Source organism: Nocardioides yefusunii (assembly GCF_004014875.1).
GTDB classification, from domain to species: Bacteria; Actinomycetota; Actinomycetes; order Propionibacteriales; family Nocardioidaceae; genus Nocardioides; species Nocardioides yefusunii.
On sequence record NZ_CP034929.1, the window covers coordinates 2,861,538 to 2,884,803 of the forward strand.

The 23,266-nt window shown below is 70.9% G+C and carries 20 protein-coding genes; 7 read left to right on the plus strand and 13 right to left on the minus strand.

What is annotated here, in order from left to right; all coding sequences use genetic code 11:
* Positions 1-19: 19 nt before the first annotated feature.
* The 3 genes from EOV43_RS13140 (at position 20) to EOV43_RS13150 (ending at position 3,067) form a co-directional block, all read left to right on the plus strand.
* On the plus strand, positions 20-1,123 hold the full coding sequence (locus tag EOV43_RS13140; RefSeq protein WP_128221696.1) for a citrate synthase 2: 1,104 nt from the start codon (positions 20-22) through the stop codon (positions 1,121-1,123).
* Positions 1,124-1,288: 165 nt separating this feature from the next.
* Positions 1,289-1,744 (plus strand): DUF5709 domain-containing protein, encoded by a 456-nt coding sequence (locus EOV43_RS13145; RefSeq protein WP_128221697.1) that lies wholly within the window; start codon positions 1,289-1,291, stop codon positions 1,742-1,744.
* A 126-nt stretch (positions 1,745-1,870) separates the two neighbouring features.
* Complete coding sequence (locus EOV43_RS13150) at positions 1,871-3,067, plus strand: DUF1963 domain-containing protein (RefSeq protein ID WP_128221698.1); 1,197 nt, start codon at positions 1,871-1,873, stop codon at positions 3,065-3,067.
* A 121-nt stretch (positions 3,068-3,188) separates the two neighbouring features.
* Here EOV43_RS13150 and EOV43_RS13155 read toward each other — a convergent pair whose 3' ends face one another.
* The 4 genes from EOV43_RS13155 to EOV43_RS13170 form a co-directional block, all read right to left on the minus strand.
* Positions 3,189-4,151 carry an ABC transporter substrate-binding protein gene (locus tag EOV43_RS13155; protein ID WP_128221699.1) on the minus strand — a complete coding sequence of 321 codons (963 nt, stop codon included), beginning with the start codon at positions 4,149-4,151 and terminating at the stop codon, positions 3,189-3,191.
* 133 nt (positions 4,152-4,284) lie between these two features.
* Positions 4,285-5,028: an ABC transporter ATP-binding protein gene (locus EOV43_RS13160; RefSeq protein ID WP_128221700.1), complete on the minus strand. Its 744-nt coding sequence runs from the start codon at positions 5,026-5,028 to the stop codon at positions 4,285-4,287.
* A complete protein-coding gene (locus EOV43_RS13165) occupies positions 5,025-5,912 on the minus strand; it encodes an ABC transporter permease (RefSeq protein ID WP_128221701.1) in 888 nt (295 codons plus the stop codon). The genes EOV43_RS13160 and EOV43_RS13165 overlap by 4 nt, the downstream gene beginning before the upstream one ends.
* Before the next feature lie 73 nt (positions 5,913-5,985).
* Positions 5,986-6,564 (minus strand): GNAT family N-acetyltransferase, encoded by a 579-nt coding sequence (locus tag EOV43_RS13170; RefSeq protein WP_128221702.1) that lies wholly within the window; start codon positions 6,562-6,564, stop codon positions 5,986-5,988.
* A 123-nt stretch (positions 6,565-6,687) separates the two neighbouring features.
* Here EOV43_RS13170 and serC point away from each other — a divergent pair, with 123 nt between their 5' ends.
* Entirely contained in the window at positions 6,688-7,821 is a 1,134-nt protein-coding gene (gene serC, locus EOV43_RS13175; protein ID WP_128221703.1) for a phosphoserine transaminase, read from the plus strand.
* Between the two features lie 163 nt (positions 7,822-7,984).
* On the opposite strand, the gene EOV43_RS13180 is transcribed toward serC, so the two are convergent.
* From EOV43_RS13180 to EOV43_RS15480, 3 genes are all read right to left on the minus strand, one after another.
* Positions 7,985-8,872, minus strand: a complete 888-nt coding sequence (locus EOV43_RS13180; RefSeq protein ID WP_128221704.1) for an esterase-like activity of phytase family protein — start codon at positions 8,870-8,872, stop codon at positions 7,985-7,987.
* Between the two features lie 91 nt (positions 8,873-8,963).
* Positions 8,964-10,208 (minus strand): class I SAM-dependent methyltransferase, encoded by a 1,245-nt coding sequence (locus EOV43_RS13185; RefSeq protein ID WP_206611327.1) that lies wholly within the window; start codon positions 10,206-10,208, stop codon positions 8,964-8,966.
* 23 nt (positions 10,209-10,231) lie between these two features.
* Positions 10,232-10,393 carry a hypothetical protein gene (locus EOV43_RS15480; protein ID WP_164878667.1) on the minus strand — a complete coding sequence of 54 codons (162 nt, stop codon included), beginning with the start codon at positions 10,391-10,393 and terminating at the stop codon, positions 10,232-10,234.
* Here EOV43_RS15480 and EOV43_RS13190 point away from each other — a divergent pair.
* Together EOV43_RS13190 and EOV43_RS13195 are read left to right on the plus strand one after the other, a co-directional pair.
* Positions 10,392-11,645, plus strand: a complete 1,254-nt coding sequence (locus EOV43_RS13190) for a hypothetical protein (RefSeq protein ID WP_128221705.1) — start codon at positions 10,392-10,394, stop codon at positions 11,643-11,645. The genes EOV43_RS15480 and EOV43_RS13190 overlap by 2 nt on opposite strands.
* Before the next feature lie 38 nt (positions 11,646-11,683).
* Positions 11,684-12,958 carry a hypothetical protein gene (locus EOV43_RS13195; protein ID WP_128221706.1) on the plus strand — a complete coding sequence of 425 codons (1,275 nt, stop codon included), beginning with the start codon at positions 11,684-11,686 and terminating at the stop codon, positions 12,956-12,958.
* Between the two features lie 81 nt (positions 12,959-13,039).
* Here the strand turns inward: EOV43_RS13195 and EOV43_RS13200 are convergent, their stop codons facing one another.
* The 4 genes from EOV43_RS13200 to EOV43_RS13215 form a co-directional block, all read right to left on the minus strand.
* A complete protein-coding gene (locus EOV43_RS13200) occupies positions 13,040-15,220 on the minus strand; it encodes an acyltransferase family protein (RefSeq protein WP_164878666.1) in 2,181 nt (726 codons plus the stop codon).
* A 216-nt stretch (positions 15,221-15,436) separates the two neighbouring features.
* Positions 15,437-18,235 carry an FAD-binding and (Fe-S)-binding domain-containing protein gene (locus tag EOV43_RS13205; protein ID WP_128221708.1) on the minus strand — a complete coding sequence of 933 codons (2,799 nt, stop codon included), beginning with the start codon at positions 18,233-18,235 and terminating at the stop codon, positions 15,437-15,439.
* On the minus strand, positions 18,219-18,815 hold the full coding sequence (locus EOV43_RS13210) for a hypothetical protein (RefSeq protein ID WP_128221709.1): 597 nt from the start codon (positions 18,813-18,815) through the stop codon (positions 18,219-18,221). The genes EOV43_RS13205 and EOV43_RS13210 overlap by 17 nt, the downstream gene beginning before the upstream one ends.
* Positions 18,812-19,771 carry an NUDIX domain-containing protein gene (locus EOV43_RS13215; RefSeq protein WP_128221710.1) on the minus strand — a complete coding sequence of 320 codons (960 nt, stop codon included), beginning with the start codon at positions 19,769-19,771 and terminating at the stop codon, positions 18,812-18,814. Before EOV43_RS13215 ends, EOV43_RS13210 begins: the two co-directional genes overlap by 4 nt.
* Before the next feature lie 115 nt (positions 19,772-19,886).
* On the opposite strand from EOV43_RS13215, the gene EOV43_RS13220 reads away from it, so the two are divergent.
* The gene (locus EOV43_RS13220) at positions 19,887-20,975 is read left to right on the plus strand and encodes an acyltransferase family protein (RefSeq protein ID WP_128221711.1); all 1,089 of its coding nucleotides are present in this window, start codon (positions 19,887-19,889) and stop codon (positions 20,973-20,975) included.
* On the opposite strand, the gene EOV43_RS13225 is transcribed toward EOV43_RS13220, so the two are convergent.
* The gene (locus EOV43_RS13225; protein ID WP_128221712.1) at positions 20,872-21,753 is read right to left on the minus strand and encodes a lysophospholipid acyltransferase family protein; all 882 of its coding nucleotides are present in this window, start codon (positions 21,751-21,753) and stop codon (positions 20,872-20,874) included. The two genes, EOV43_RS13220 and EOV43_RS13225, sit on opposite strands and share 104 nt — an antisense overlap.
* Positions 21,754-21,843: 90 nt before the next feature.
* The gene (locus EOV43_RS13230) at positions 21,844-23,115 is read right to left on the minus strand and encodes a geranylgeranyl reductase family protein (RefSeq protein WP_239022127.1); all 1,272 of its coding nucleotides are present in this window, start codon (positions 23,113-23,115) and stop codon (positions 21,844-21,846) included.
* Positions 23,116-23,266 lie beyond the last annotated feature (151 nt).

The window sequence follows — 23,266 nt, forward strand, 5'->3', positions numbered from 1 at the left end:
CGACGAAGGAGTCACACCCATGACCGAGGTTCACCACGGGCTCGAAGGGATCGTCGCTTTCGAGACGCAGATCGCGGAGCCCGACAAGGAGGGGTCGGCGCTGCGCTACCGCGGTGTCGACATCGAGGACATCGTCGGGCGCGTCCCGTTCGAGAACGTCTGGGGACTCCTGATCGACGGTTCCTACACCCCCGGGCTGGAGGCGGCGGAGCCCTACAACCTGCCCGTCCACACCGGCGACGTGCGCGTCGACATCCAGGCCGCGATCGCGATGCTGGCACCGGCGTTCGGCTTCGGCCAGACCTACGACATCTCCGACGAGCAGGCCCGCGCCGACATCGGCCGCCTCGCGGTCATGGTGCTCTCCTACGCGGCGCAGTCGGCGCGCGGCCTCCACCAGGCCGTCGTCCCGCAGCGCCTCGTCGACGAGGGCGCCACCCTGGCGGAGAAGTTCCTGATCCGTTGGCGTGGCGAGGCCGACCCCAAGCACGTCAAGGCGATCGACGCCTACTGGTCCTCGGCCGCCGAGCACGGCATGAACGCCTCCACCTTCACCGCCCGCGTGATCACCTCCACCGGCGCCGACGTGGCAGCGGCGTTCTCGGGTGCGATCGGCGCGATGAGCGGCCCGCTGCACGGCGGCGCCCCGTCGCGTGTTCTCGGGATGATCGAGGAGGTCGAGCAGCAGGGTGACGCCCGCGCCTACGTCAAGGGTCTCCTCGACTCCGGCGAACGCCTGATGGGCTTCGGCCACCGCGTCTACCGCGCCGAGGACCCCCGTGCTCGTGTGCTGCGTCGTACTGCCCGTGAGCTCGACGCTCCCCGCTACGAGGTGGCCGAGGCGCTGGAGAAGGCAGCTCTGGCCGAGCTCCGTGAGCGGCGCCCGGACCGCGTCCTGGAGACCAACGTGGAGTTCTGGGCGGCGATCGTCCTGGACTTCGCCGAGGTCCCGGCGCACATGTTCACCTCGATGTTCACCTGCGCCCGCACCGGCGGTTGGTCGGCGCACATCCTGGAGCAGAAGCGCACCGGACGCCTGATCCGTCCCTCGGCCGTCTACACCGGCCCTGCGGCCCGCTCGGCGGAGTCGGTCGACGGCTGGCAGGACGGCTGGGGCGCCTGACGCAGCACCCAGCACCGCCCAGCACCGCCCAGCACCGCAACTGTGGGATTGATGCCACGCCGACGGCGTGTCCCGGCATCAATCCCACAGTTGCGTCCGGAGGGCGCGAGGGTTCCGCACGACCGGCTTCGCCCGTATGGTCGGAAGGGCCCCCAGGAGGTGGTCATGAGCGATCCCGACACCCCGGACGTGTACGGCGAGTACAGCGTCGACGAAGAGAACCAACCACACGGCGACGGCGACAGCCAGGTGGGAGACCGCGGCCTCAAGGACCCGCTCGAGGAGGGCTACTCGCCCCCGGAGAAGTGGTCCGTTGCGCAGGGGTTCGGGAACACCCCCGCCGAGGCGCTGCAGGGCGAGTCCCTGGAGCAGCGGATGGCGCAGGAGGAACCCGAGCCGGATCCCTACGCCGCAGCCGAGGCAGCGGAGGACCTCGACCTCGAACCCGTCGACGACGGCGAGGTCGGCGACGAGCGTTCAGGACGTCTGGCCGATCGCGGCGAAGGCGCCTCGCACGTGCTCGGGGAGGACGTCGGGATCGACGGCGCCGGGGCCAGCGCGGAGGAGGCCGCGATGCACGTCGTGCACGACATCGTGGACCCCGACGACCTGGACACCTGACCCACTCCTCACCCGCTCCGACCTGCGACGACGCTCGCGATGTGGCGTGTCTCACATGGTGAATCAGGGCTCACTTGTTGTGCCGTGGTGGCGACACAGTGAAGTCCCTCGACCACGGGAGAGCCCATGACGCAGCACCACCACACCTCTGACGAAACCACTGCCAGCAGCACAGCCACCGCCAGCCAGCCGTTCGTCCAGCAGGTCAGGGCCGAGGTCGCCGACCTCGTGGACAGGACGCACGAATGGGGCGACGCACACACCGACTCGGCTCTCGATGTCCTCACCACGCGCCTGGCCGCCCAGCTCGCAGAGCACCCCGATCAGATCGACCACCTGCTCCGCGCCCTGCGCGAGGAGCCTGAGGGCAGCACTCTGCACGGCGTCCTGCGTGCTCTCGCAGTGCCGTGGCCCCCGCTCGCGCTGGCGGCCCCGGATCGGTTCCGGAGCCATCCGGCCGTCCGCGCCACCGAGTCGTCGATGCCGATCGCGCCCGCAGCAGCCCTTCCCATGCTGGATGCGTTGACCGGGCTGGACGAGCGGCTGATGGCCCACGAGGACCTCTCCTGGCTCGGCGGACGTCCCCTTGCCCTCGGGCTCACCGAGTGGCCACGCACCGCCGCTGGAGCACCACTGACCCACCTCTTCACCGCCCACCTGACGACCCTCTCCCCGTGGCGCGAGATCGGCTTCCCCACCCCCGGCGTCCTGCAGGTGTTCCACGACCTCGTCTCCACAGGAGACCCTGCGCAGGCCCAGGCACGAGAGAACGGCGCATGGCTGGTCCGGTTCGTCCGCGACGCCGACCTCCCCAGCAACCTGGCCGTCACGCCTGTGCTGGAGTGGCCGCGTGACGTCGACGTCGCCGACCGCGTCGCCCCCGTCCCCACCTCACCGCACCTCGTCGCCACGGTTCCCCACCCGCTCAGCCCGGGAGACGTCACGCAGGAGGAGCGGGACCGCCACGGTCGCGTCGTCGACCTGCTGGAGTGGTGGACCCGCGTCACCAACGCGATCAACGCCCCCGAGCGCGAGCACGGCGAGGACCCGTTCTTGGATCCCGATCGCGCCCCTCTGCCGTCGACGACCCGGATCGGCGGGTTCCCCGCCGCTCCTGCTGACGCGCAGCACGACGCGATGCTGGCGCAGGCACTTCCGCTCGGCCCGGAGGACTCCTACGTCCTGCTGGCCGACGTGAACCCGGCCGAGCTCACCGACCAGCGCTGGTTCCACGGCGGACACCTGCAGGTCTGGATCCGGAGCATGGACCTCGCGCTCGGCCGCCTCGAGAAGGCCTGGTGCGTCATCCGTACCGACGCCTGAACCCCCTCAACCACGCGCACCCCACCGGTTCGGGTCGTGAATCCTTGCGGATCACGACCCGAACCGGTGGGGTGCGGCGCCAGGGGCGGTGCGTCAGGCGCAGCGCCTCACACAGCAGGCGTCACTTGGCGATGCCGTCGACCACGATGCTCTTGAAGTCGACCTTGTTCTTGAACTCGCCCGCGCCCTGGAACAGGTCGGCGAGCTGCTGCGACTCGGAGATGACGTAGTCGTTGACCGGGAACAGGTCCGACTTCTTGTTGCGGGCAACCTGCTTGGTGACGGTCGGGGAGAGACCGGAGTCCTTGGCCCACGCCTCACCCCAGGCGTCGGGGTTCTCACCGGCCCAGGCGAAGGCCTGGTCGAGACGGTCCACGAAGTCGACGATCAGCTTCTTGGTGGCCTCGTCCTCGACGGCCTTGGTGGAGGCGATCTCGAACTGGAGGGCGTTGTCGACGGTCTCGGCGTCGGGCAGCGCGACCGCGTCGAACTCCTGCAGGGCCTGGGTCACGAAGGGGTCCCAGACGACCCACGCGTCGACCTCGCCGGCCTTGAAGGCGGCGAGACCGTCGCCGGGAGCGAGGTAGTTGGGGGTGACGTCGTCGAGGCCGAGACCGGCCTTCTCCAGCGACTTGATCAGGACGCCCTGGGCGGAAGTGCCGCGACCCAGCGCGATCTCCTTGCCCTTCAGGTCGGCGACCGAGGTGATCTTCGAACCCTTGGGGACGAGGATCGAGTTCTCGCGCTTGTCGGCCTCCTGGACCGCCGCGACGACCTTGAAGTCGGCGCCGTTGGCGGCACCGAAGATCGGCGGGGTCGAACCCACCCAGGCGACGTCGATCTGGTCGGCAGCAGCGGCCTCGACGATCGGCGGGCCAGCGGCGAACTCGGACCACTCGATCGTGTAGTCGAGGTCCTTGAGCAGACCGGCCTGGTCGAGGACGGCGCGGATGCCGTCCTTCTGCACACCAACGCGGAGGACGGGCTTGTCGGCGGAGGCGTCGTCGCCACCGCACGCGGCGAGCGTGCCAGCGGCGAGCGCGAGGCCGGCGAGGGCGGCAGCGGTACGGGAGAGGTTCTTCATGACGGTCCTTCTCTGGTGTCAGGTCGTGAGGTCACGGATGACGACCGGGGGCCGACGTGGGTCGGGGTCGTCCGCTGTCGGTGGGATCGAGCAGCAGGGAGTGGGAGGTCGTGGGGGAAGTCAGTGAGGCGCGTCAGTGCGGAGCATCGACGCCGAGCATCGCGAGCAGCGCGACGCGGCGCTCAACGATGCCGGGGTGGTTGCGGGCCCGGGGGCGCTCGATGTCGAGACGCTCGTCGTGGACGAGCTTCCCGTCGGCGACCACGAGGACACGGTCCGCGAGGAGCAGGGCCTCCTCGACGTCGTGGGTCACCATCAGCACGGCCGGGAGGTGGCGCTGCCACAGGTCCTGGACGAGCGTCTGGGCCGAGATCCGGGTGAGGGCATCGAGCGCACTGAACGGCTCGTCGAGGAGCAGCAGGTCGGGCTCACGCACCAGAGCACGAGCCAGAGCGACGCGCTGACGCTGACCGCCGGAGAGTTCACGCGGCCAGGCGTCCTCGCGACCGGCGAGACCGACCTCGGCGAGCATGGCGCGGCCCTGTTCGCGGGCGTCCTTGGTGCGCAGGCCGAGGACGACGTTGTCGAGGACGCTGCGCCAGGGCAGCAGGCGGGGATCCTGGAAGACGACGGCCGGCTCGGATCCGGTGCGAATGCCGCCGGTGGCGCCGGCGTCGAGGCCGGCGAGGATCCGCAGCATCGTCGACTTGCCGGAGCCGGAGTGGCCCAGCAGGGCGACGAACTCACCGGCACGGATGTCGAGGTCGACGCCGCGCAGGACCTCGGTGTCGCCGAAGGCGCGGCGCACTCCCTGCAGGCTGACCACGGGGGCGGTGGACGTGGCCGTGGAAGCGGTGGTGGAAGCGGTGGTGCTCATGCGAGCCTCCCTTCGTCGCGCCAGCGCAGGGCACGACGCTCGAGGACGCGGACGATCGCGTCGGTGAGGAGTCCGAGGACGGCGTAGGTCAGCAGGCCGACCACGACGACGTCAGGCTGGTAGAAGTCGCGGGCGTTGGTGATCATGTAGCCCAGTCCGGCACCGGCGTTGACCTGCTCGGCGACGACGAGCGCGATCCAGGCCGCTCCCAGCGACTGACGCAGACCCACCAGGGTGCCGGGGAGCACCGACGGCAGCAGCACGTGACGGATCCGCTCCAGGCGGGTCAGACGCAGCGTGGTGGCCAGTTCCTTGAGGTCCGGGTCGACACCACGCAGGGCCGCCACGAGATTGAGGTAGAGCGGGATCATCACGCCGAGGGCGACGAGGTAGATCTTCGGCTCCTCCTTGATCCCGAACCAGATGATGAAGAGCGGCACCAGACCGAAGAGCGGGATGGCGCGCAGCATCTGCATGATCGGGTCGGCGATGGCGTCGCCGAGGCGGGTCAGGGCGACCCAGGTGCCCAGGACGACGGCGAGGATGCCACCGATCGCGAAGCCGATCGCCGCGCGCTGCAGGGAGACGAGGACGGCGTCACCCAGGACGCCGCTCTGCCACAGGTCCCAGGCGGTCCGGGCGATGGTGCTCGGCGCGTCCAGCTTGTCCTCGGGCAGCACGCCCGTGGTGGAGCAGATCTGCCACACGGCGAGCAACAGGAACGGGCTCAGCCATCGCAGCACTGTGTAGCCGTCGACGCCGGAGCGGCGGCGCTTGCGGGGGGTCTTTCCGCCAGCAGGAGCGGCGACCGTGACGTCACCTGCGTCCGACTCGGTGCCCTGGGCAGCGATCGCCCGGTCGCGCGGGGGTGCGGAGGAGCTCATGGACTCTATTCTGCACCATAATCGTTAACTTAAATGACATTGGTCAGTTTTTTCGAGACAAATCGTTTCGCATTCAACTGTTCCCGCTGGTCCGGACGCCACCAGTGGCGTCATCCGACTCCGCCACCTGCCGCCAGAGCGCGACGGAGAGCCCGGACTCGACGTAGTGGCCGAACCCGGCGAGGTCCACGTATCCCGCGGCGCGGTACATCGCGATCGCCGGCTGCTGCAACAGACCCGTCTCCAGAACCAGGTGTGTCACCCCGGCCCGCATCGCGTCCGCCTCGACCTCGGCCAGGACCCGACGGGCCAGCCCCTGACGACGGTGCTCGGCGCGCACGTACATCCGCTTCAGCTCCGCCACCCGGGTCGCGCCCACCGCCGCCAGCGACGCAGGCGCGTCGATCCAGCGCCATGCACCGGTGGCGACCGGCTCACCGTCAGCGCCCGAGCTGTCGCCAACACCGTCCTCCAGGTAGAGGACGAAGAAGCGTCCGTTGCCCTCGGCGAACTCCGCGACGTCGATCGGAGCCTCGTCCGGAGTGCCGTAGAGCTGGGCGTACTCGGCCTGCACCTCGTCCACCAGACGGGCCGCGTCGGCGTGGTCGAGCGCCCGCGGGACGGTGCGATAACGGTGAGGCGTCGAGCACATGGGATCATCGTTGCATTCGTGTGACCGGAACGAGACGTAGACTGGCATCCGCTGACAGCGTTGTCAGGCCGCCCTTCCGGGCCCACACCTCATCGAGGAAACCTCTTTTCGAAAGGACGTCCGGTGACCACCGACGCTGCCTCCATCAAGATTCCCGCCGACCTGCTGCCCGTGGACGGCCGCTTCGGCGCCGGCCCGTCGAAGATCGCCCCCGGCGCACTCGACGCTCTCGCCGCCACCGGCGACAAGCTGCTCGGCACCTCCCACCGCCAGGCTCCGGTCAAGAACACCGTCGGTCGCGTCCGCGAGGGCCTCTCCGAGCTGTTCAACCTGCCCGAGGGCTACGAGGTCGTCCTCGGCAACGGTGGCGCCACCGCGTTCTGGGACATCGCCGCCTTCGGTCTGGTGCGCAACAAGTCGCAGCACCTCGCCTTCGGTGAGTTCTCGTCCAAGTTCGGCTCCTCGGTCAAGAAGGCCCCGTGGCTGGCCGAGCCGACCATCATCTCCGCCGACCCGGGCTCGCGTCCCGACGCCGTCGCCGAGGAGGGTGTCGACCTCTACGGTTGGGCCCACAACGAGACCTCCACCGCCGTCATGGCTCCCGTGGTCCGCCCGGCCGGCATCGACGACGACGCCCTCGTCGTCATCGACGCCACCTCCGGTGCCGGCGGCCTGCCCGTCGACATGAACGAGGTCGACGCCTACTACTTCGCTCCCCAGAAGTGCTTCGCCTCCGACGGTGGCACCTGGTTCTCGATCATGTCGCCGCGCGCTCTGGCCCGCGCCGAGGAGATCGCAGCGACCGACCGCTACATCCCCCCGTTCTTCTCGCTGCCGACCGCGATCGACAACTCCAAGAAGAACCAGACCTACAACACCCCGGCCGTCGCCACCCTGTTCCTCATGGCTGAGCAGCTGGACTGGATGAACGCCAACGGTGGCCTCGACGGCATGGTCGCCCGCACCACCGCGTCCTCGAACGTCCTCTACAACTGGGCCGAGAAGACCTCCTTCACCACCCCGTACGTCCCGAACCCGGAGCACCGCTCGCTGGTCATCGGCACCATCGACTTCGACGACAACATCGACGCCGCCCAGGTCGCCAAGGTCCTGCGCGCCAACGGTGTCGTCGACACCGAGCCGTACCGCAAGCTGGGCCGCAACCAGCTCCGCGTCGCGATGTACCCGGCCATCGACGCCTCCGACGTCGAGAAGCTGACCCAGTCGATCGACTACGTCGTCTCGCAGCTGGGTTGATGCATCTCGGCTGATCCCAGCCCCAGGCTGTCGCAGGCCCTCGTCCGGTTCGCCGGGCGGGGGCCTGTTGCTTTCGCCCAACCACAGCGGGACGTCATAAGAATCGAGGGTCGGAGACCTCGATTCTTATGACGTCCCGGCGCAAGAGGGGCAGCGGGCGGCGTCAGCGAGGCAGAGCGCGCCAGTGCAGCTTCCAGAAGAACGAGCCGCCGGCAATCTCGTTCTCCACCCCGACGGGCAACCCGACCCGCAGCACCGGGGTGTCGAGCCCTTCGGTGCAGACGTAGACGCGACCCTCGTCGTCGACGGCGAGGCCTTCGCCCTGGGGCTGGCGCGGCAGGGTGAGGTCGGCGACGGTCTCCAGCCCGGGGAACGTCTTGACCCACAGGTGGCTGTAGCCGCGCATCAGCACGTACTCACCCGACGGCGAGAAAGCGGCGTCGGTGACGATCATCGGCGCCGAGCCGATCTTCTCCATGACGTTGACGCCGTCCGGGTCCAAGGTTTCGGGCGCGGCGTAGACAGAACCGCCGAAGACCTTCTTGCTGACGACGTAGAGGCGTCCGGTGACAGGGTGCGCGATCAGCGACTCCGCGTCGCGGGCGCCGTCGGGGTAGGCGAGTCGGTAGGACTCCCCCGTCCCGGCGTCGATGTCACCGCGACCGAGCGGCACCTTGGTGACCCGGACGTGGTCGCGGGCCGCGAGGTTGTCCCCGATGTCGCCCACCCACACGTGGCCGTCGCCAGCCGGCGCGAGCGCCTCGACGTCACGGGGGTCGGGGGTGAACCGGGTGACGCCGACGGTGTCGCCGGTGGTCGGGTCGACGGTGAAGACGCGGCCGGAGTCGCCGGAGTCGTTGACGGTCGCGAAGAGGCGTTCGCCGTCGACGTCGGTGGCCACCAGCCCCGACGACTCCGCGACCAGGCGGTCGGTGAAGCGGAACTCGACGCGCGACTCCCCCACCCCGCCGACCGGTTCGGCGTTGGCCTGGGCCACCGCCCCGACGACGAACGGAGCCGCAAGTGCGGTGGTCAGCATCCAGGCGTGCACGACGCCCCCGCCACCACGACGGGTGACGGGGGCGTCAGCAGGCTGGATGCTCAGGGGACTCAGTCCTCTAACCGCTCAGCGCTCGGCGCGCTCAGTCCTCGGCACGCAGGGCGACACCGTCGCCGCCGACGCGCTCGTCGAGCAGCTCGGCCAGCTTGGGGCTGATGCCCCAGGTGGTGACGAGCTCCTCGTACTCCTTGCGGACGCCACCACCCTTGACCTTGCTGCCGGTGCGGACCGCACGGAGCAGGGTGTTGCGCGGGGTGTGGGCGGAGTCGATGAACTCGACGACGTCCACCTTGTAGCCCTCCAGACGCATCAGCGAGGCACGCAGGGCGTCGGTGAGGGTGTCGGCGAAGCGCTCGCGCAGGATGCCGTGACGGGTCAGCGCCGCGTACGGCGAGGGGGTCTTGGCCTTGCGGAGCTGGGCGGAGATGTCGTGGTGGCAGCACGGGGCGGCCAGCACGAGGGAGGCCTCCCACTCGACTGCGCGGTGCAGGGCCTCGTCGGTGGCGGTGTCGCAGGCGTGCAGGGCGAGGACCACGTCGGGGTTCTGCGGCAGCTGCGCCTCGGCGATGGTGCCGACGACGAAGTCGGCGTCGATGCCGAGCTGCGCGGCGACTCCTGAGTTGTGGTCGGCGGACTGCTGCTTCACGTCGACGCCGGTGATCGCCACGGGCAGCTTGCGCACACCGGAGAGGTACTGCTGCGCGGCGAAGGTCAGGTAGGCGTTGCCGCAGCCGAGGTCGACGATCCGCAGCGGGTCGGCCTTGGTCGGGGTGCGCAGCGCCTTCTTCTTGATGCCGTCGGCGATGGCGGCGTCGAGCAGGCGGAGGAACTCCTCGACCTGGCGGTACTTGTCCTGACGGGTCGGCTTGACCTTGCCCTCAGCGGTGGAGATGCCCAACGCGATCAGCACCGGGTGGTCCTCGGCGAGGAGGCGCTCCTTGGGCTGGTCGTGGCCGCGCTCGGGCTCGACGGCCTCTTCGCGCTCGGTGATCGAGACCATCGCCTCGGCCTTCTTCGTCACCCGGACCTGCATCTGCGAGGTCGCGGTCTCGACGTGGAAGTTGGCGAACGGGATCTCGAGGATCTCGTCGACGACCGTGCGGGCGTCGTCGCCGGCGTGGTTGGAGGTGTGCGCCTGCGTCTCGTCGTAGCGGACCACCTGCAGGTGACGTCCGGCCTTGAGGTCGACGTAGCGGAACTCGATGCGCTTCCACTGCGTCTCGGAGCCCTTCTGGCGACCGGAGGCGACGGCCTTGACGAGGGTGTCGCCGTCGAGCAGGTGGGTGCGCACCATCATCAGTGCGCGGAGCAGGGGTTCAGCAGCCATCAGCGTTCCTCAGCAGGGGTGGTTCAGTTGACGATCGACGCGATGACCGCGACCAGGATCAGGGCGCCCAGCAGGACGGGAATGATGTATCGACGCTGGCTGGGACTCATGTCCGCCAGTCTAGGTCGCCCCCGCACGCCGGCCCCCATCCCGTGGACGTCGCCCTCGGTTACGGTCTCCCCCATGGACTCCCCCGACGCCGCCGCACATACCACCGGACCCGCCACGGCGAGCGTGCGTTGGCTGGTGGACGCGCTGTGGCTGCGTCCGCGTCACGACCGTCGTCTGGACGACGTCGACGTGGAGCACTGGGTGCGTGAGAACCAGGTGGTCGCCGCTCTCTCCGTGACACCGGTCCGCACCGGCGACCCGGTGATGCTCCAGGTCGCGATCGACGCCGACGACCCCACCTCTGCGGTGGCGGTGCTTCGCGACGGCGTTCCCACCCCCGGCCCGCAGTTGGAGATGCTCGCCCACACCCTGTCGGAGACCTTCGACGTGACGGTCGAGAACGACGCAATGATCCTGGTGGCCGGGGACGAGAGCTCGGGGCCGGCGTCGTGGTGGGAGCACGAGCCGTTGCGCATCGCCGACGTGGGCGACGTCGTCCTGTCGCGTCTGGAGCGGGAGTACGTGGGGATCGAGTCGAAGGCGTCGGGGACCCCACTCGTCACCGGCGCCCTCCACGGCTGGACGGTCCGTCATGCCGACGGCCCCTCGCCGATGCTGTGGAAGGCGGCCTCGAAGAAGGACCTGCCGGTGGTGCGGCTGGTGCGTGACTCCGCAGGACGACGGCGGGTGGTGCTCGAGCCCGACCAGCACGAACCGACGTGGGTGGAGTTGCAGCACCTTCCTGCGCTGAGGGTGCCGCTCGCCTCGCACCTCGAGGAGGGGTTGCTCAGCACCCTCCTCGACCCACACCTTTCCGGTTCGTCCGGCGTGCGTCGTGTGGTGGCGTCACCGCATTTCGCCGAGGTCTCGTCCGACGCGCTGGCCGCGGCGGTGCAGTCCGAGCCGGACGCCTTCTGGTCGGCGCGCGTCCTGTCGGTTCTCGGTCTGCCGACCGAGGCTGCCGACGTCCACGAGGCCCGGACGACGCTGGCGGCGCTCACCGACGTGGAACACCACGACGCAGCCTCGTGGGGTGCCGCGGCGGGCAGCCTGCTGCGCGCCGGTTTCGACCCCACGCCGGCCGAGGTTGCGTCGCCACGGGGTCCGCTCCGTTTCTACCGCCGCCTGCTCAGCTCGGTGTGGGGCTCGGCTCTGCTGCTCGCCTGCGACGTGCTGCTGTTGGTGCTGCTTGCGGTCCGGTTCACCGGTGGCGGCGCGGTGGAGCGAGTGCTGAGCACTGTGGTGATGCTCGTCGTCCTCCTCGACCTGGTGGGGGTCGCCCGGTCGCTTCCGGCGAAGTGGCAGCGACGCCGGCCCCACGCCTGAGGCGCGACTCCTCACGGCCCAGCGCCTAGGGTTGTTCCATGACCGCCGACGCCTCCCCCGCTGACGTTCCCACTGCTCCTGAGCCTGACGAGCGCACCTGGACGGTCGTGCACGGTTGGGTCCACCCGTTCGGTGACGACGTGGTGAACCTGCCTGCGCTGACCGCATGGCTGCGTGGCCGAGCGATCGCTGCGGTCTCCGCGACCGCCCCCGGCCCGGGTGACGCCGCGACCTTGGCACTGTTGGTCAGCGACGACGCCGATGCGTTGGTGGCCGTGCAGGGCGTCGACGGTCCGGAGCCGTCGCTGGAGCTGCAGGCGTTCGCCGAGCAGGTGGTCGAGGCGTTCGACGTGTCGATCACCGTCGAGCACGCGTGGGCCTCGAGCCGCGACGACGAGGACGGCGAAGAGGCCGAGGAGACCGTCGAGGAGTCCGACGCCACGGCTGAGGACGTCGACGAGGAGGACGAGGGCTGGGTGCTGGAGCACCCGCTGGTGATCGTCACCCGTCATGCCGAGTCGATGCTGCCGGTGCTGGCCCGCGACCTCGACGCCAAGCTCACTGCCACCCACGCCGACGGGTGGACGATCGCGCTGGCCGAGCGTGACTTCGTCTTCCTCGAGCACCACTCGTGGCTGCGGAGCGACCTCCCGGCCGCCGCGATCGGTCGCAGCGGCGAGCGTCGCTACGTCGCGGTGATGGCCGAGCCCGGCCAGCCGCAGGAGTTCGGCCTGGTCCGCTACGACGACCTGATCCCGGTCCTGGACCCGATCGGTCTCGACCCCGACCTCGCCGACGCGCTCCTCAACCCGCACCTGGCGATGGGCTCCGCGGTGCGGCTGCTCTGCGAGACCAAGCCGTTCCGGGCAATCGACCCCTACGAGTTGGCCGCCGTCGTGCAGTCCCCGATGGACGATCGGTGGTCGTCGCGGGTGCTGGCCACCCTCGGTCTGCCCCTCGAGGCTGCGGAGTACGCCGAGGAGCGTCTGGCTCTGCCCGAGGACGCCGCGGTGATCGAGGCCCGCGGCATCGTCGGCGCGATGGGCGAGATGATCAGCCGCTACTACGACGCCCCGGCCCACGAGGTCCGTGGCCGCACGTTCTACGGCAAGGGCTACGCCGCCGCGACGAAGTCTCCGGTCCGGGTCGGTGTGACCGTCGCGGCGGAGGCGCTCGCCACCGTGGCCGCGCTCAAGGCCGCCACCTCGGCCCGCGGTTGGAAGGCCAAGGCGTGGCGCACGCTGGCCGGTCTGCTGATCACCGACGTGGCGACCCACGCGGTGCTGGCGCCGAAGAAGTTCCGCCAGCCCTGACCCATGCCGAACCCCACCGGTTTGAGTCGCGGAATCGTTGATTTCACGACTCAAACCGGTGGGGTTCGCGCCTCGGGTGGGTCAGCGCGGCATCAGGCCGGCCTCGCGTAGCGCCTCGTCCAGCGCGCTCGCGAGGGTCCGGTCGAAGGTGGCGGTCAGGTGTGAGCCGTCGGCCCACCCGACGACGCCGCCCACCACGGCCCGGCACGTGTCACCGTCGCAGATCCGGTCGTTGAGGTCGATCACCCCGGTCCGGGCCCGACGGTGCGTCCGGGTCACCTCGGCCAGGGCGGTGGCGGCCGGGTCGACCTTCGGGAACAACCACTCCTCCAGCGGCCCGTCGCAGGCGTCGCTGTGTTCCCCGTGGGCGGAGAGGCACTCCGGCACCGAACCGACGCCCCCGGCGTCCGGGGTGGGAATGTTCCGGATCACCGCGGTGCGCAGGTGCGCCTTGGTCAGCGTCCCGAGGACGTCGACGAACCCGGCGACGTAGTCGTCGGTGCTGTCCGCGAGCGCCTTGCCGGGCACTGCTTCCAGGATCCGGTCGGAGACCACCACCAGGTCGGGGTCGTCCTCGACCAGGGTCTGCGCGGTCCGTTCGGCCCACCGGCGACAGTTCTGCGGCGCGCCGGTGCCCTCGATGTCCTGCTCGACAGCCGAGAACGCGCACCGCGAGGCGATGTGGGTGGTGATTCGCCATCCCCGCAGCTCGGCGATCCCCTGCAGCGCGGGCAGCCAGTGCGCGGCGTGGGAGTTGCCCACCAGGGCCACGTCGATCCGACCGTCAGGGTCTCCGAAGACGCAGGTGACCTGCGGGAACCGTGGACGCACCGAGCGGCACTCCTGACCGCCCTCGGCCTCGGGGAACGCCTGGGGCCAGTCCTCGGCGGCCGCGGCCGGGGTCGGGACCACCGGCTGGTCACTGTCGGAGAGGTCCGGGCACTGCAGGGCCGGGTCCAGAGAGCCTGCGCCCAGGCACGGATCGTCGGAGGCGAGTGCGGCCGCGACCCGGTCGGCGGCCTCCGCCGCACGCCGTTCCACCTCGGAGAGCTGCACGGTCGCTGCCGTGACCACCACCGCCATCGCCACCAGCGCCGCGGTCCAGGTGGCTGCGGTGCGTCGGTTCCAGGATGCAGTCCGGAACGGTGCCTCCACGTACCGGGTGGTCAGCTGGGCCAGGACCAAGGTCGCGACGACGACGCCCACCGCAGGCAGCCACCCGAGGTGTTCGGGGTCGTCCGCCACGGCGGCTGCGACCAGCACCAGGATCGGCCAGTGCCACAGGTAGACGGCGTACGAGACGTCGCCGAGCCACTGCGCGGGGCGCCACGCCAACAGCCGTCCGGGCGAACGACGGGAGGTGTCGACGCAGGCCAGCAGCACCGCTGCCGTGCCGAGCACCGGGAGCGCAGCCCGCCAGCCGGGGAACGCGGTGTCGGCGTCGAAGGTGAGCACTGCCCACGCCACCGCCGCCAGTCCGGCCCAGGCCAGGACGATCCAGGCCGTCCCCGAGCGGGTCCGGCCCTCACGCACGGGACGAGTCAGCAGAGCCAGCGCCACCAGTCCGCCGACGGCGAGTTCCCAGACCCGGGTCGGGGTGACGAAGTAGGCCCGTCCCGGGTCGCTCTCGGTGAGCCGCACCGACCACACCAGCGATGCCAGCGCCACCGCACCCAGCCCGCAGGCCCAGACGGTCTCGCGCCGCAGCCGGGTCCGGGCGGCCAGCCAGGTCAGCACCGCGATCAGCAGCGGCCAGAACAGGTAGAACTGCTCCTCCACCGAGAGCGACCAGTAGTGCTGCACCGGGGTGGGGGCGTCAGCCGCCGCCAGGTAGTCGGTGGCGTCACCGGCCAGGAGCCAGTTGACGGCGTACAGCCCGGCTGCCCGGGCCTGCCGGGCGGTGTCGCCCCACAGGGTCTCGGGAGCGATCAGTCGGGTGCCCACGAGAGTGGCTCCCAGCACCACCATCGAGGCCGGCAGCAGGCGGCGCAGTCGTCGTCCCCAGAACGCCACCAGGTCGGCGGCGCGACGCGGTGGGTGGGCGAGCAGGTGGGTGGTGATCAGGAAGCCGGACAGGACGAAGAAGACGTCCACACCGACGTAACCGCCGGTGAGGGCGTCGGGAGCGAGGTGGTAGGCCACGACGACCGCCACGGCCAGAGCGCGCAGCCCTTGGATGTCGCTGCGGGGCCCGCGGGCGACGTTCGCCGGCGCGGACGTGTCGTCGCGGACGGACCGGTGTTCCTCCCCAAGCACACTCACCCGGGCATCCTGCCATCCGGGAGCGATGCCGGTGTGCGCGAGGTCTCAGCGCTGTGCCGACGTGGGCTCAGTGCTGTGCCGGCGTGGGCTCAGTGCTCCAGCACAAGTGCTGCTTCTTGGCCGTCGGCCTCGGACCCGACCGTGGGACGGGGCACGAAAGAGGTCAGGCAGAACCGGATCAATGGGGTGTCCAGAGCATCGGTCTCCCGGCCTCGCTCAGCGCAGCAGGGTCACCAGGTGCACGCTCGGGCGCCCGGCGAGGTCGGCCACCTGGTGGCGGCACGACATCCCGTCGGCGAGGACGAGCGCGTCGGGGTGGGCGCGCAGCGTCGGGAGGAGATGGTTCTCGGCGACCTTGCGCGAGACGTCGCCGTGTCCGGCCTCCATCCCGAAGTTGCCGGCCAGCCCGCAGCATCCTTGGACGGTGACGACGTGGGCTCCGGTGGCAGCGAGCAGTGCTGCGTCCTTCTCCCATCCGAGGACGGCGGCGTGGTGGCAGTGGGGTTGGACGACGACGGTGGTGCCACTGCGGTCGGGCGGGGTGAAGTCGAGTTCGGTGAGCAGTTCGGCCAGGGTCCGGGTCGCTGCGGCCACCGTGCGGGCCGCGTCGGGGTCGGAGGCCAGGCGCGGTGCGTCGTCGCGCAGGGAGGCCAGGCAGGAGGGTTCCAGGCCGAGGAGGCGGGTGCCGTCGGCGACGTGGGGCAGGAGCATCGCGACGGTGGCGTCGACCCGACGGGCGGCGGCGTCGAGCTGGCCGGTGGAGACCAACGTCAGGGCGCAGCAGGCGGAGACGTCGAGCAACCGGGCCCGCACGCCGAGGTCGTCGAGCAGCGCGATCGTGTCGGTGACGGCCTGTGGCGCGAAGTGGTCGGTGAAGGTGTCGGCCCAGATCCAGACGTCAGGGCGCGAGTCGGCCGCGGCTGCGGTCCCGGCGGCCCGACGCGCCGACACCGGAGCGGGCACCGGGATCGACCGGTTGGGCTCGAACCCGGCGGCGCGACGCAGGGCTCGGGCGAGACGCCCCTGGCCCGACGCGAGCGGGACCAGCCGACGCAGCGGCGAGCCGAGCAGGGCGGGCAGCCGGCCGGTGGCGTGGTGGACCCGCGGGCGCCGCAGCCAACCGAACCGTCCGGCGTAGGTCTGGTGCAGCACCTCGGCCTTCAGCGTCGCCATGTCGACGCCGGTGGGGCACTCCGAGCCGCAGGCCTTGCACGACAGGCACAGGTCGAGGGCGTCGACGACGGCCGGCGACGCGAGCGCACTCCGGGCGTCGGGGCCGAGCAGGGAGCCGTCGTCAAGGGCCTCCTGCAGGACGCGGGCCCGGCCGCGGGTGGAGTCCTTCTCGTCGCGGGTGGCACGCCACGAGGGACACATCGTGCCGGGCGTGTGCGCCGAGACGCACTTGCCGACGCCGGTGCAGTGGTGGGCCTCGGCGGCGAGGTCGTCGACCATCCTCAACCCCGGCACGCTGCGGCGGGGGCGGGTGACGCGCAGGTCCGCGTCGAACGGAGCGGGGTCCACGAGGACGCCGGGGTTGAGCAGACCGGCCGGGTCCGCGGCGTGCTTGACGGCACCGAAGAGCGCCAACGAGTGCGGGGCGTACATCCGTGACAACAGCTCCGAGCGGGCCCGGCCGTCACCGTGTTCGCCGGACAGCGATCCGCCGTGGGCGGCGAGTGCGGTCGCGCACTCCTCGAGGAAGCGTCGGAACCGGGCGGGGCCGTCGTCGAAGTCGAAGTCGATCCGGACGTGCAGGCAGCCGTCGCCGAAGTGTCCGTACGGCACACCGCCGAGGCCGTGGGCGACCAGCAACGCCTCGAACTCGCGCAGCCAGACCCCGAGCTTCTCCGGCGGGACGGCGGCGTCCTCCCACCCGGCGTGCGCAGGCCGGGCGAGGGTGCGGGCCGCGAGCCCGGCACCGTCCTCGCGGATCCGCCACAGTGCGCCCTGCAGGCGGGCGTCGGTGACGACGTCGTGGGCCAGGGCACCGGCGACCTCGGTGACCCGACGGGTCTGCTCGACGACGACGCCGAGCTCGTCTCCGGCGACCTCCACGAAGAGCCAGCCAGCACCCCGCGGCAGCGTGGGGGCGGTCGGCACCAGCGCGACGATCCGGGCGTCGAGCCCCTCACAGGCCGTGATGCCCGGGACGGTCAGGACGGCCGGAACCGCGTCGGCGGCCTCGGCCATCGACGGGTAGCCGAGCACCACGAGGTGGCGCACCGCAGGGTCGCGGACCAGGCGCACGTGGGCGCGTTCGACCAGCGCGAGGGTGCCCTCGGTCCCGGCGAGGAAACGTTCGGGCCGGAACCGTTCGGGCAGGAGGTGTTCGAGGGAGTAGCCGCTCACCTGACGTCCGAAGCGTCCGAAGGTGGTGCGGACGTGGGCGAGGTCTCCCGCCACGACGTCCCGCAACGCCGCCACGACCGCACCGGTCGACTCAGCCCCGGCCAGCCGCGCCCGTTCGCCGGTGCCCCACACCACGTCGAGCGCAGTGACGTTGTCCGCCGTCCGGCCGTACCCCAAGGCGCGGGAGCCGCAGGCGTTGTTCCCGATCATCCCGCCGATCATGCAGCGGGTGTGGGTGGAGGGGTCGGGTCCGAAGCGCCACCCGGCCGCGGTGGCCTGGGCCTGCAGGGAGGCGTGCACGACGCCGGGCTCCACCCAGGCGGTGCCCGTCTCGACGTCGAGGTCGAGGATCTTGTGCAGGTGCGCGGAGGTGTCGACGACGATCCCCGGCCCCACGGCGTTGCCGGCCAGCGACGTCCCGGCGCCACGCGCGGTCAGCGGCACCCCGGTCTCCCGGGAGACCTCGACCAGCGCGTGCAGGTCGTCGGTGTGCTCAGGACGCACGACGACGCGCGGCGGCACTCGGTACAGCGAGGCGTCACCGGCGTACAGAGCACGGGTCAGGTCGGTGGCGGAGACGTCGCGCAGTCCGGCAGCGGTGAGCGCCGCGAGCAGATCGGTGTCGCTGGTCGCGTCCGGGGTGCCGTGCTCAGACAGACCGGCCATCGCGTCCGCCCGCTCGAGCTGTACGCCCGTAGAACCCGCGCCGCACCAGCGTGCCCAGGGCGAGCAGCACGCTCATCCCCACCAGTGCGTTCCACTCCTCCCCCGGGCCCATGGAGTGCTTGCCCTGGGAGTGCCAGGTGGCGAGGGCCAGCCCGGCCAACAGCACCATCAGCCACGCACCGAACCACCACAGGTCGTCCTCGACCCGACGCCGGGCGCACGGCTCACGCTGCGGCACCAGCCAGAACTCGGGGTAGGGAACGTTGAGGTTCTCGGTGGGGATCGACCTGACCCGCCGTGCCGCGAGGCTCATCAGCGCAGCCAGCACCAGCACCACCGCGGCGAAGGAACCCATCACGGTGTTCGCGTCCAACGGTTCGGGACACGTCCGCGGATGCAGGGACTCACCGCGCATGACCCACCACAGGGCCCCGATCATGCCCGCCGCGAACAGGACGCTGGCCCGGAAGGCCCACCGGGCGCCGGGCACCCGACTGCGACGCAGGACGCGGCCCGCCCGGGCCGCGGTCTCCTGACCGGTGACGGACGGGGGGCTGGGGGGAACGAGCTGCTGGGTCACGACTGTGCTTCGGCGTCCGCCATCGCGGCGTCTCGGTGCTCAGTGCCCGCGAGGGCTCGACGCACCATGTCGGTGGTGGGCACGACACCGGTGACGACGTCGCGGACCCGGACGAAGGCCACCGCGTCGGTGGTCCCGTCGGTCTCGACGACGTGCGGCTCGGCGTCAGGGGCGACGTGGGCGGCGAACAGCAGGTGGACGCCGTGGAAGTCCTCCAGGCGGCCCGACGGAGCGGTGCCGGTGAAGTGGACGTCGTGGACGTCGAGCAGTTCTCCCACGCTAGCTTCCAGACCGCACTCCTCGCGGACCTCACGGACCACGGCGTCGGCGGGTGCCTCCCCGTGCTCGACGCCGCCACCGGGCAACGTCCAGGCGCCGGAGTGGAAGCCACGCGCGGAGATCCGTGAGAGCAGCACCTCGGCGTCGTCGCCCTCGCCGCGGCGCACCAACGCGTAGGCCGCGAGCCGCTGGACCCGAGTGGCGCCGAGGTCGCTGAGTGCGTCGGTGACCATCTGCACCACCTGGATCTCGCCGTCGAGGACTGCGGAGAGCGGGTGCCAGGCAGCCTCGACGGTGGAGCCGTCGATCTCGACCACGCGCGGGGTGAGCGAGTCCTTGGGGACCCAGCCCTCGTAGACGATGCGGAGCGCATGGGAGTCGACGAGGCGCCCCTCGCGGCGCACGCCGGGCAGGAACGCGGAGTAGACCCGCGGCTGGTCCCCGACGACGACGCTCAACGACGTCTCCTCGTACACCTCACGCACGACGGCGTCGCGCGGGTCCTCGCCGTGGTCGAGTCCGCCTCCCGGCAACGTCCAGAGACGTCCGGGGTAGATCCGCTCGGCGATCCGAGACAACAGGATCTCGTCCTGACCACCGTCCAGGACCCGACGGATCACCGCGTAGGCAGCGACGCGCTGGTGCTGCGGCAGAGGTCCTCGGGGCTGACTGGTCATGCGACGACGCTAGTCGATCCGTGCAGGCGTCCGTACCGAGAGGCACCGGGGGTGAGTGCTGACACACACGCTCCGTGTGCTCCGCTGCAGGTCAACCGACCTACGCTTGGCGGTGATGTCCAAGCTCCGTGATCCGTGGCTCGACAACGCCAAGTTCTGGCTCGTCGCCCTCGTCGTCGTCGGCCACAGTCTGCTGATCGCCCCACCCGGCGAGTTCCGCGGCCACGTCTACGACTTCATCTACCAGTTCCACATGCCCGCCTTCGTGCTCGTCAGCGGGTACCTCTCGCGCAGCTTCGCCTGGACCCGACGGCACCTCACGGCGCTGGTCACCACGATGGTGGTGCCCTACCTGGTCTTCGAGGCGGCGATGGCGCTGTGGCGCAACCACCTCGGCCTGGTGAAGTCGATGGACTCCCTGGAACCGTTGTGGCTGCAACCGCACTGGCCGATGTGGTTCCTGGCGGTGCTGCTGATGTGGCGCCTCGCCACCCCCGTGCTCAAGGCGCACTGGATGTGGGTGCCGGCCTCGGTGGCGATCAGCCTCGTGGGAGGTTCGTGGGAGGTCGACGTCCTCGACGTCAGCCGTTTCCTGGGCCTGATGCCGTTCTTCGTGATCGGCCTCCACCTGCGACCGGTCGCGCTGACGCACCTCCGTCGCCGCTGGACTCCGCTGCTGGGCCTGGCCGCGATGGGATGGCTGTGGACGCTGGCCGCCACCACCGATGACCGCTGGGACACCCACCAGTGGTTCTACTACCGCTCCTCCTACGAGACCCTCGGCGTCTCGTTCACCCACGGCGTCGAGATGCGTTTCCAGGTGCTGCTGGTGGGTCTGCTGGGCACGTTCGCGTTCCTGTCGCTGGTACCGCGCACCCGCTCGGCCCTGACCGCGATGGGCGCCGGGTCGATGGTGATCTACCTGTTCCACGGCTTCGTCGTGCAGTGGGCCCAGGCTCACGCATGGCGCGAGAGGCTGCCCGAGGGTGAACTCGCTGGCGTCTGGACGGTGATCGTCGGGGCGCTGCTGCTGACCCTGCTGCTGGGCTGGTCGCCGGTCCGTGAACGTCTCGCGCTGCTCGCCGACCCGGTCTCCGGCGTCAAGCGTGTGCGGGCGGCAGTGGCGACCCGTGCCGTCGCTCGGGCTGCCACGGTTCCACCTGCTCCTGAGGCTGCTCACTCCGAGGGCCCCACACCGGACTGATCGCGTGCCGCGGGACGTTGTCCCACGCTCGCGCCTCATCCCGGTCGGGGGCGTGCCCGCCCAGATGCGCCGGGTACCACGGAGCGTGTTCACCCGGCGCCGGCCGGTGGCGTTCCAGCAGCTGCAGACCTTCCAGCATTCCGGTGAGCCGGTGCCCCAACCCGACCGTCCAGGCAGTCAGGTCCTCGCGCTGCGCCTCGGGCGACACCGCTGGCATCGGAGACCCCAGGACGACGTCGATGCAGCGTCCCCGGGTCAGGTCCGGTCCGGGCTCCTTGCCGCCCAGGACGCCCCCCTCAGGACGCCCCACCGAGTAGATCCGTTGGACGCCCCACAACGCTGCCGGCACCACCGGCGCGCCGGTGTCGCGGGCCAACGCAGCAGTTCCCCGCATGAGGTCGCGCACGGTGTGGGAGTAGCTGATCCCAGCCTCGGGGAAGACCACGACCGTCTCCCCCGCCTCCAGCAGCCGGCGTGCCTGCAGGAGCGCCGCCGCCGGAGCGGCGCGGTCGACGGGGACGTGACCCATCGCGGTCATGGCACGGCCCACGACCGGCTGCCAGACGTCGTGGCGGGCCAGGAAACGGGGGAACCGACCCCGCTCGCGGGCGGCCAGACCCAGCGGCCACATGTCGAGGTAGGAGACGTGCGTCGAGGCGATGACCGCCGGCCCCGACGCGGGCAGGTTGTCGAGCCCCTCGAAGCGGAGGTCGACGTCGAGCGCCCGCACCAGGGCGCGTCCCAGCGTCGTGGCGGCTCGGTAGGTGGCCTCACCCATGCGCCTCCTCCTCCGTCCTGCCGGCCGTGCTGCCGGGCTGTGCTGCCGGGCCGTGCCGCCGGGCGTGGTGACGGCGGGAAGGAGGGTACGTCAGGAGAACGGAGGGCGTGCGTCCAGTCCCACCGATCGACGTCCCAGGAAACGCCAGATCTTTGCCGCCGCGTCCCGGTCGGCGTCGGTGACGAGGTTGCCCATCCAGCGCAGCGCGAGCTGCATCAGGAACTCCGAACGCATCCCGAGCGGGCCCAGCGCAGCGACCACCTTCGGGTTGGTGGCAATGCCGCCCAGACGACGTGCGATCGAGAACGCCTCACCGTAGAGCCCAGCCAGAGTCGCGGGCCACACGACGTCGAGACGCGTCGCAGCGGTGGCGTCAGCGAGGACCTGGGCGATCTCACGCCCGGTTTCCAGGCCGTAGTCGATGCCCTCGCCGTTGAGCGGGTTGACGCAGGCCGCGGCGTCACCGATGAGCGCCCAGTTGGCTCCGGCGACATTGCTCACCGCCCCACCCATCGGCAGCAGCGCGGAGGCCACGGCGCGCGGGGCGGAGGTGAGTTCGTACTCGTCGCGGCACTGCTCGAAGTAGGTCTGCACGAGCGGCTTCACCGCGATGTCGGCAGGACGCTTGAGCGTGGCCAGGGCACCGGCCCCGAGGTTCACCTCGCCGTTGCCGAGCGGGAAGATCCAGCCGTAGCCCGAGAGCAGCGTGCCCTCGCCGTCACGGAGTTCGAGGTGGGAGGAGATGTAGGGGTCGTCGGCGCGGGTGGAGGAGACGTAGGAGCGACCCGCGACGCCGTAGACGGTGTCGCGGTGCCACTCACGGCCCAGGACCTTGCCCACGGTGGAGCGGACTCCGTCGGCGACGACGAGCCACGTCACCGCCACCTCGACGCGTTCCTTGCCGTCCGGCGTCGTGCGTTCCAGGACGACGGCCTTGACCCGGTCGCCGTCACGGATCACGTCGACGGCCTTCACGCCGTCGACGGACACGGCGCCGGCCTTGGCCGCGGAGTCGCGCAGGTGCGCGTCGAGTTCGGTGCGCGGCACCGCGGAGCCCCAGGTGGGGATCTCGCCGCCCTTCACCTCGGGCCAGTCCAGGTGCAACGTCTGACCGAACCCGTGGGCCCGCAGACCGCGGGTGACGTGGTGCTCCCGGATCCAGTTGGTCTCACCGAGCAGGTTGAGCTCGTGGATCGCGCGGGGCGTCAGCCCGTCACCGCAGGTCTTGTCGCGGGGGAAGACGGCTGAGTCGACCAGCAGCGTCGTCAGTCCGTGGCGGGCCGCCCAGGTCGCGGCAGCGGAACCGGCAGGGCCGGCACCGACCACGAGGACGTCGGTCTGGGCAGGGATCTGTGCAACCACGCCCCGATTCTCGCAGGTCTCCCCCACCATTCCCTCCCGGACGCCGCTCCACTCCCGGGACGTCATAGGAATCGAGGGCCCCAGGCCCCGATTCCTATGACGTCCGGGGCTGAGCGGCGCAGCGTGAGCCGAAATGGCCGCAGGGCCCGTC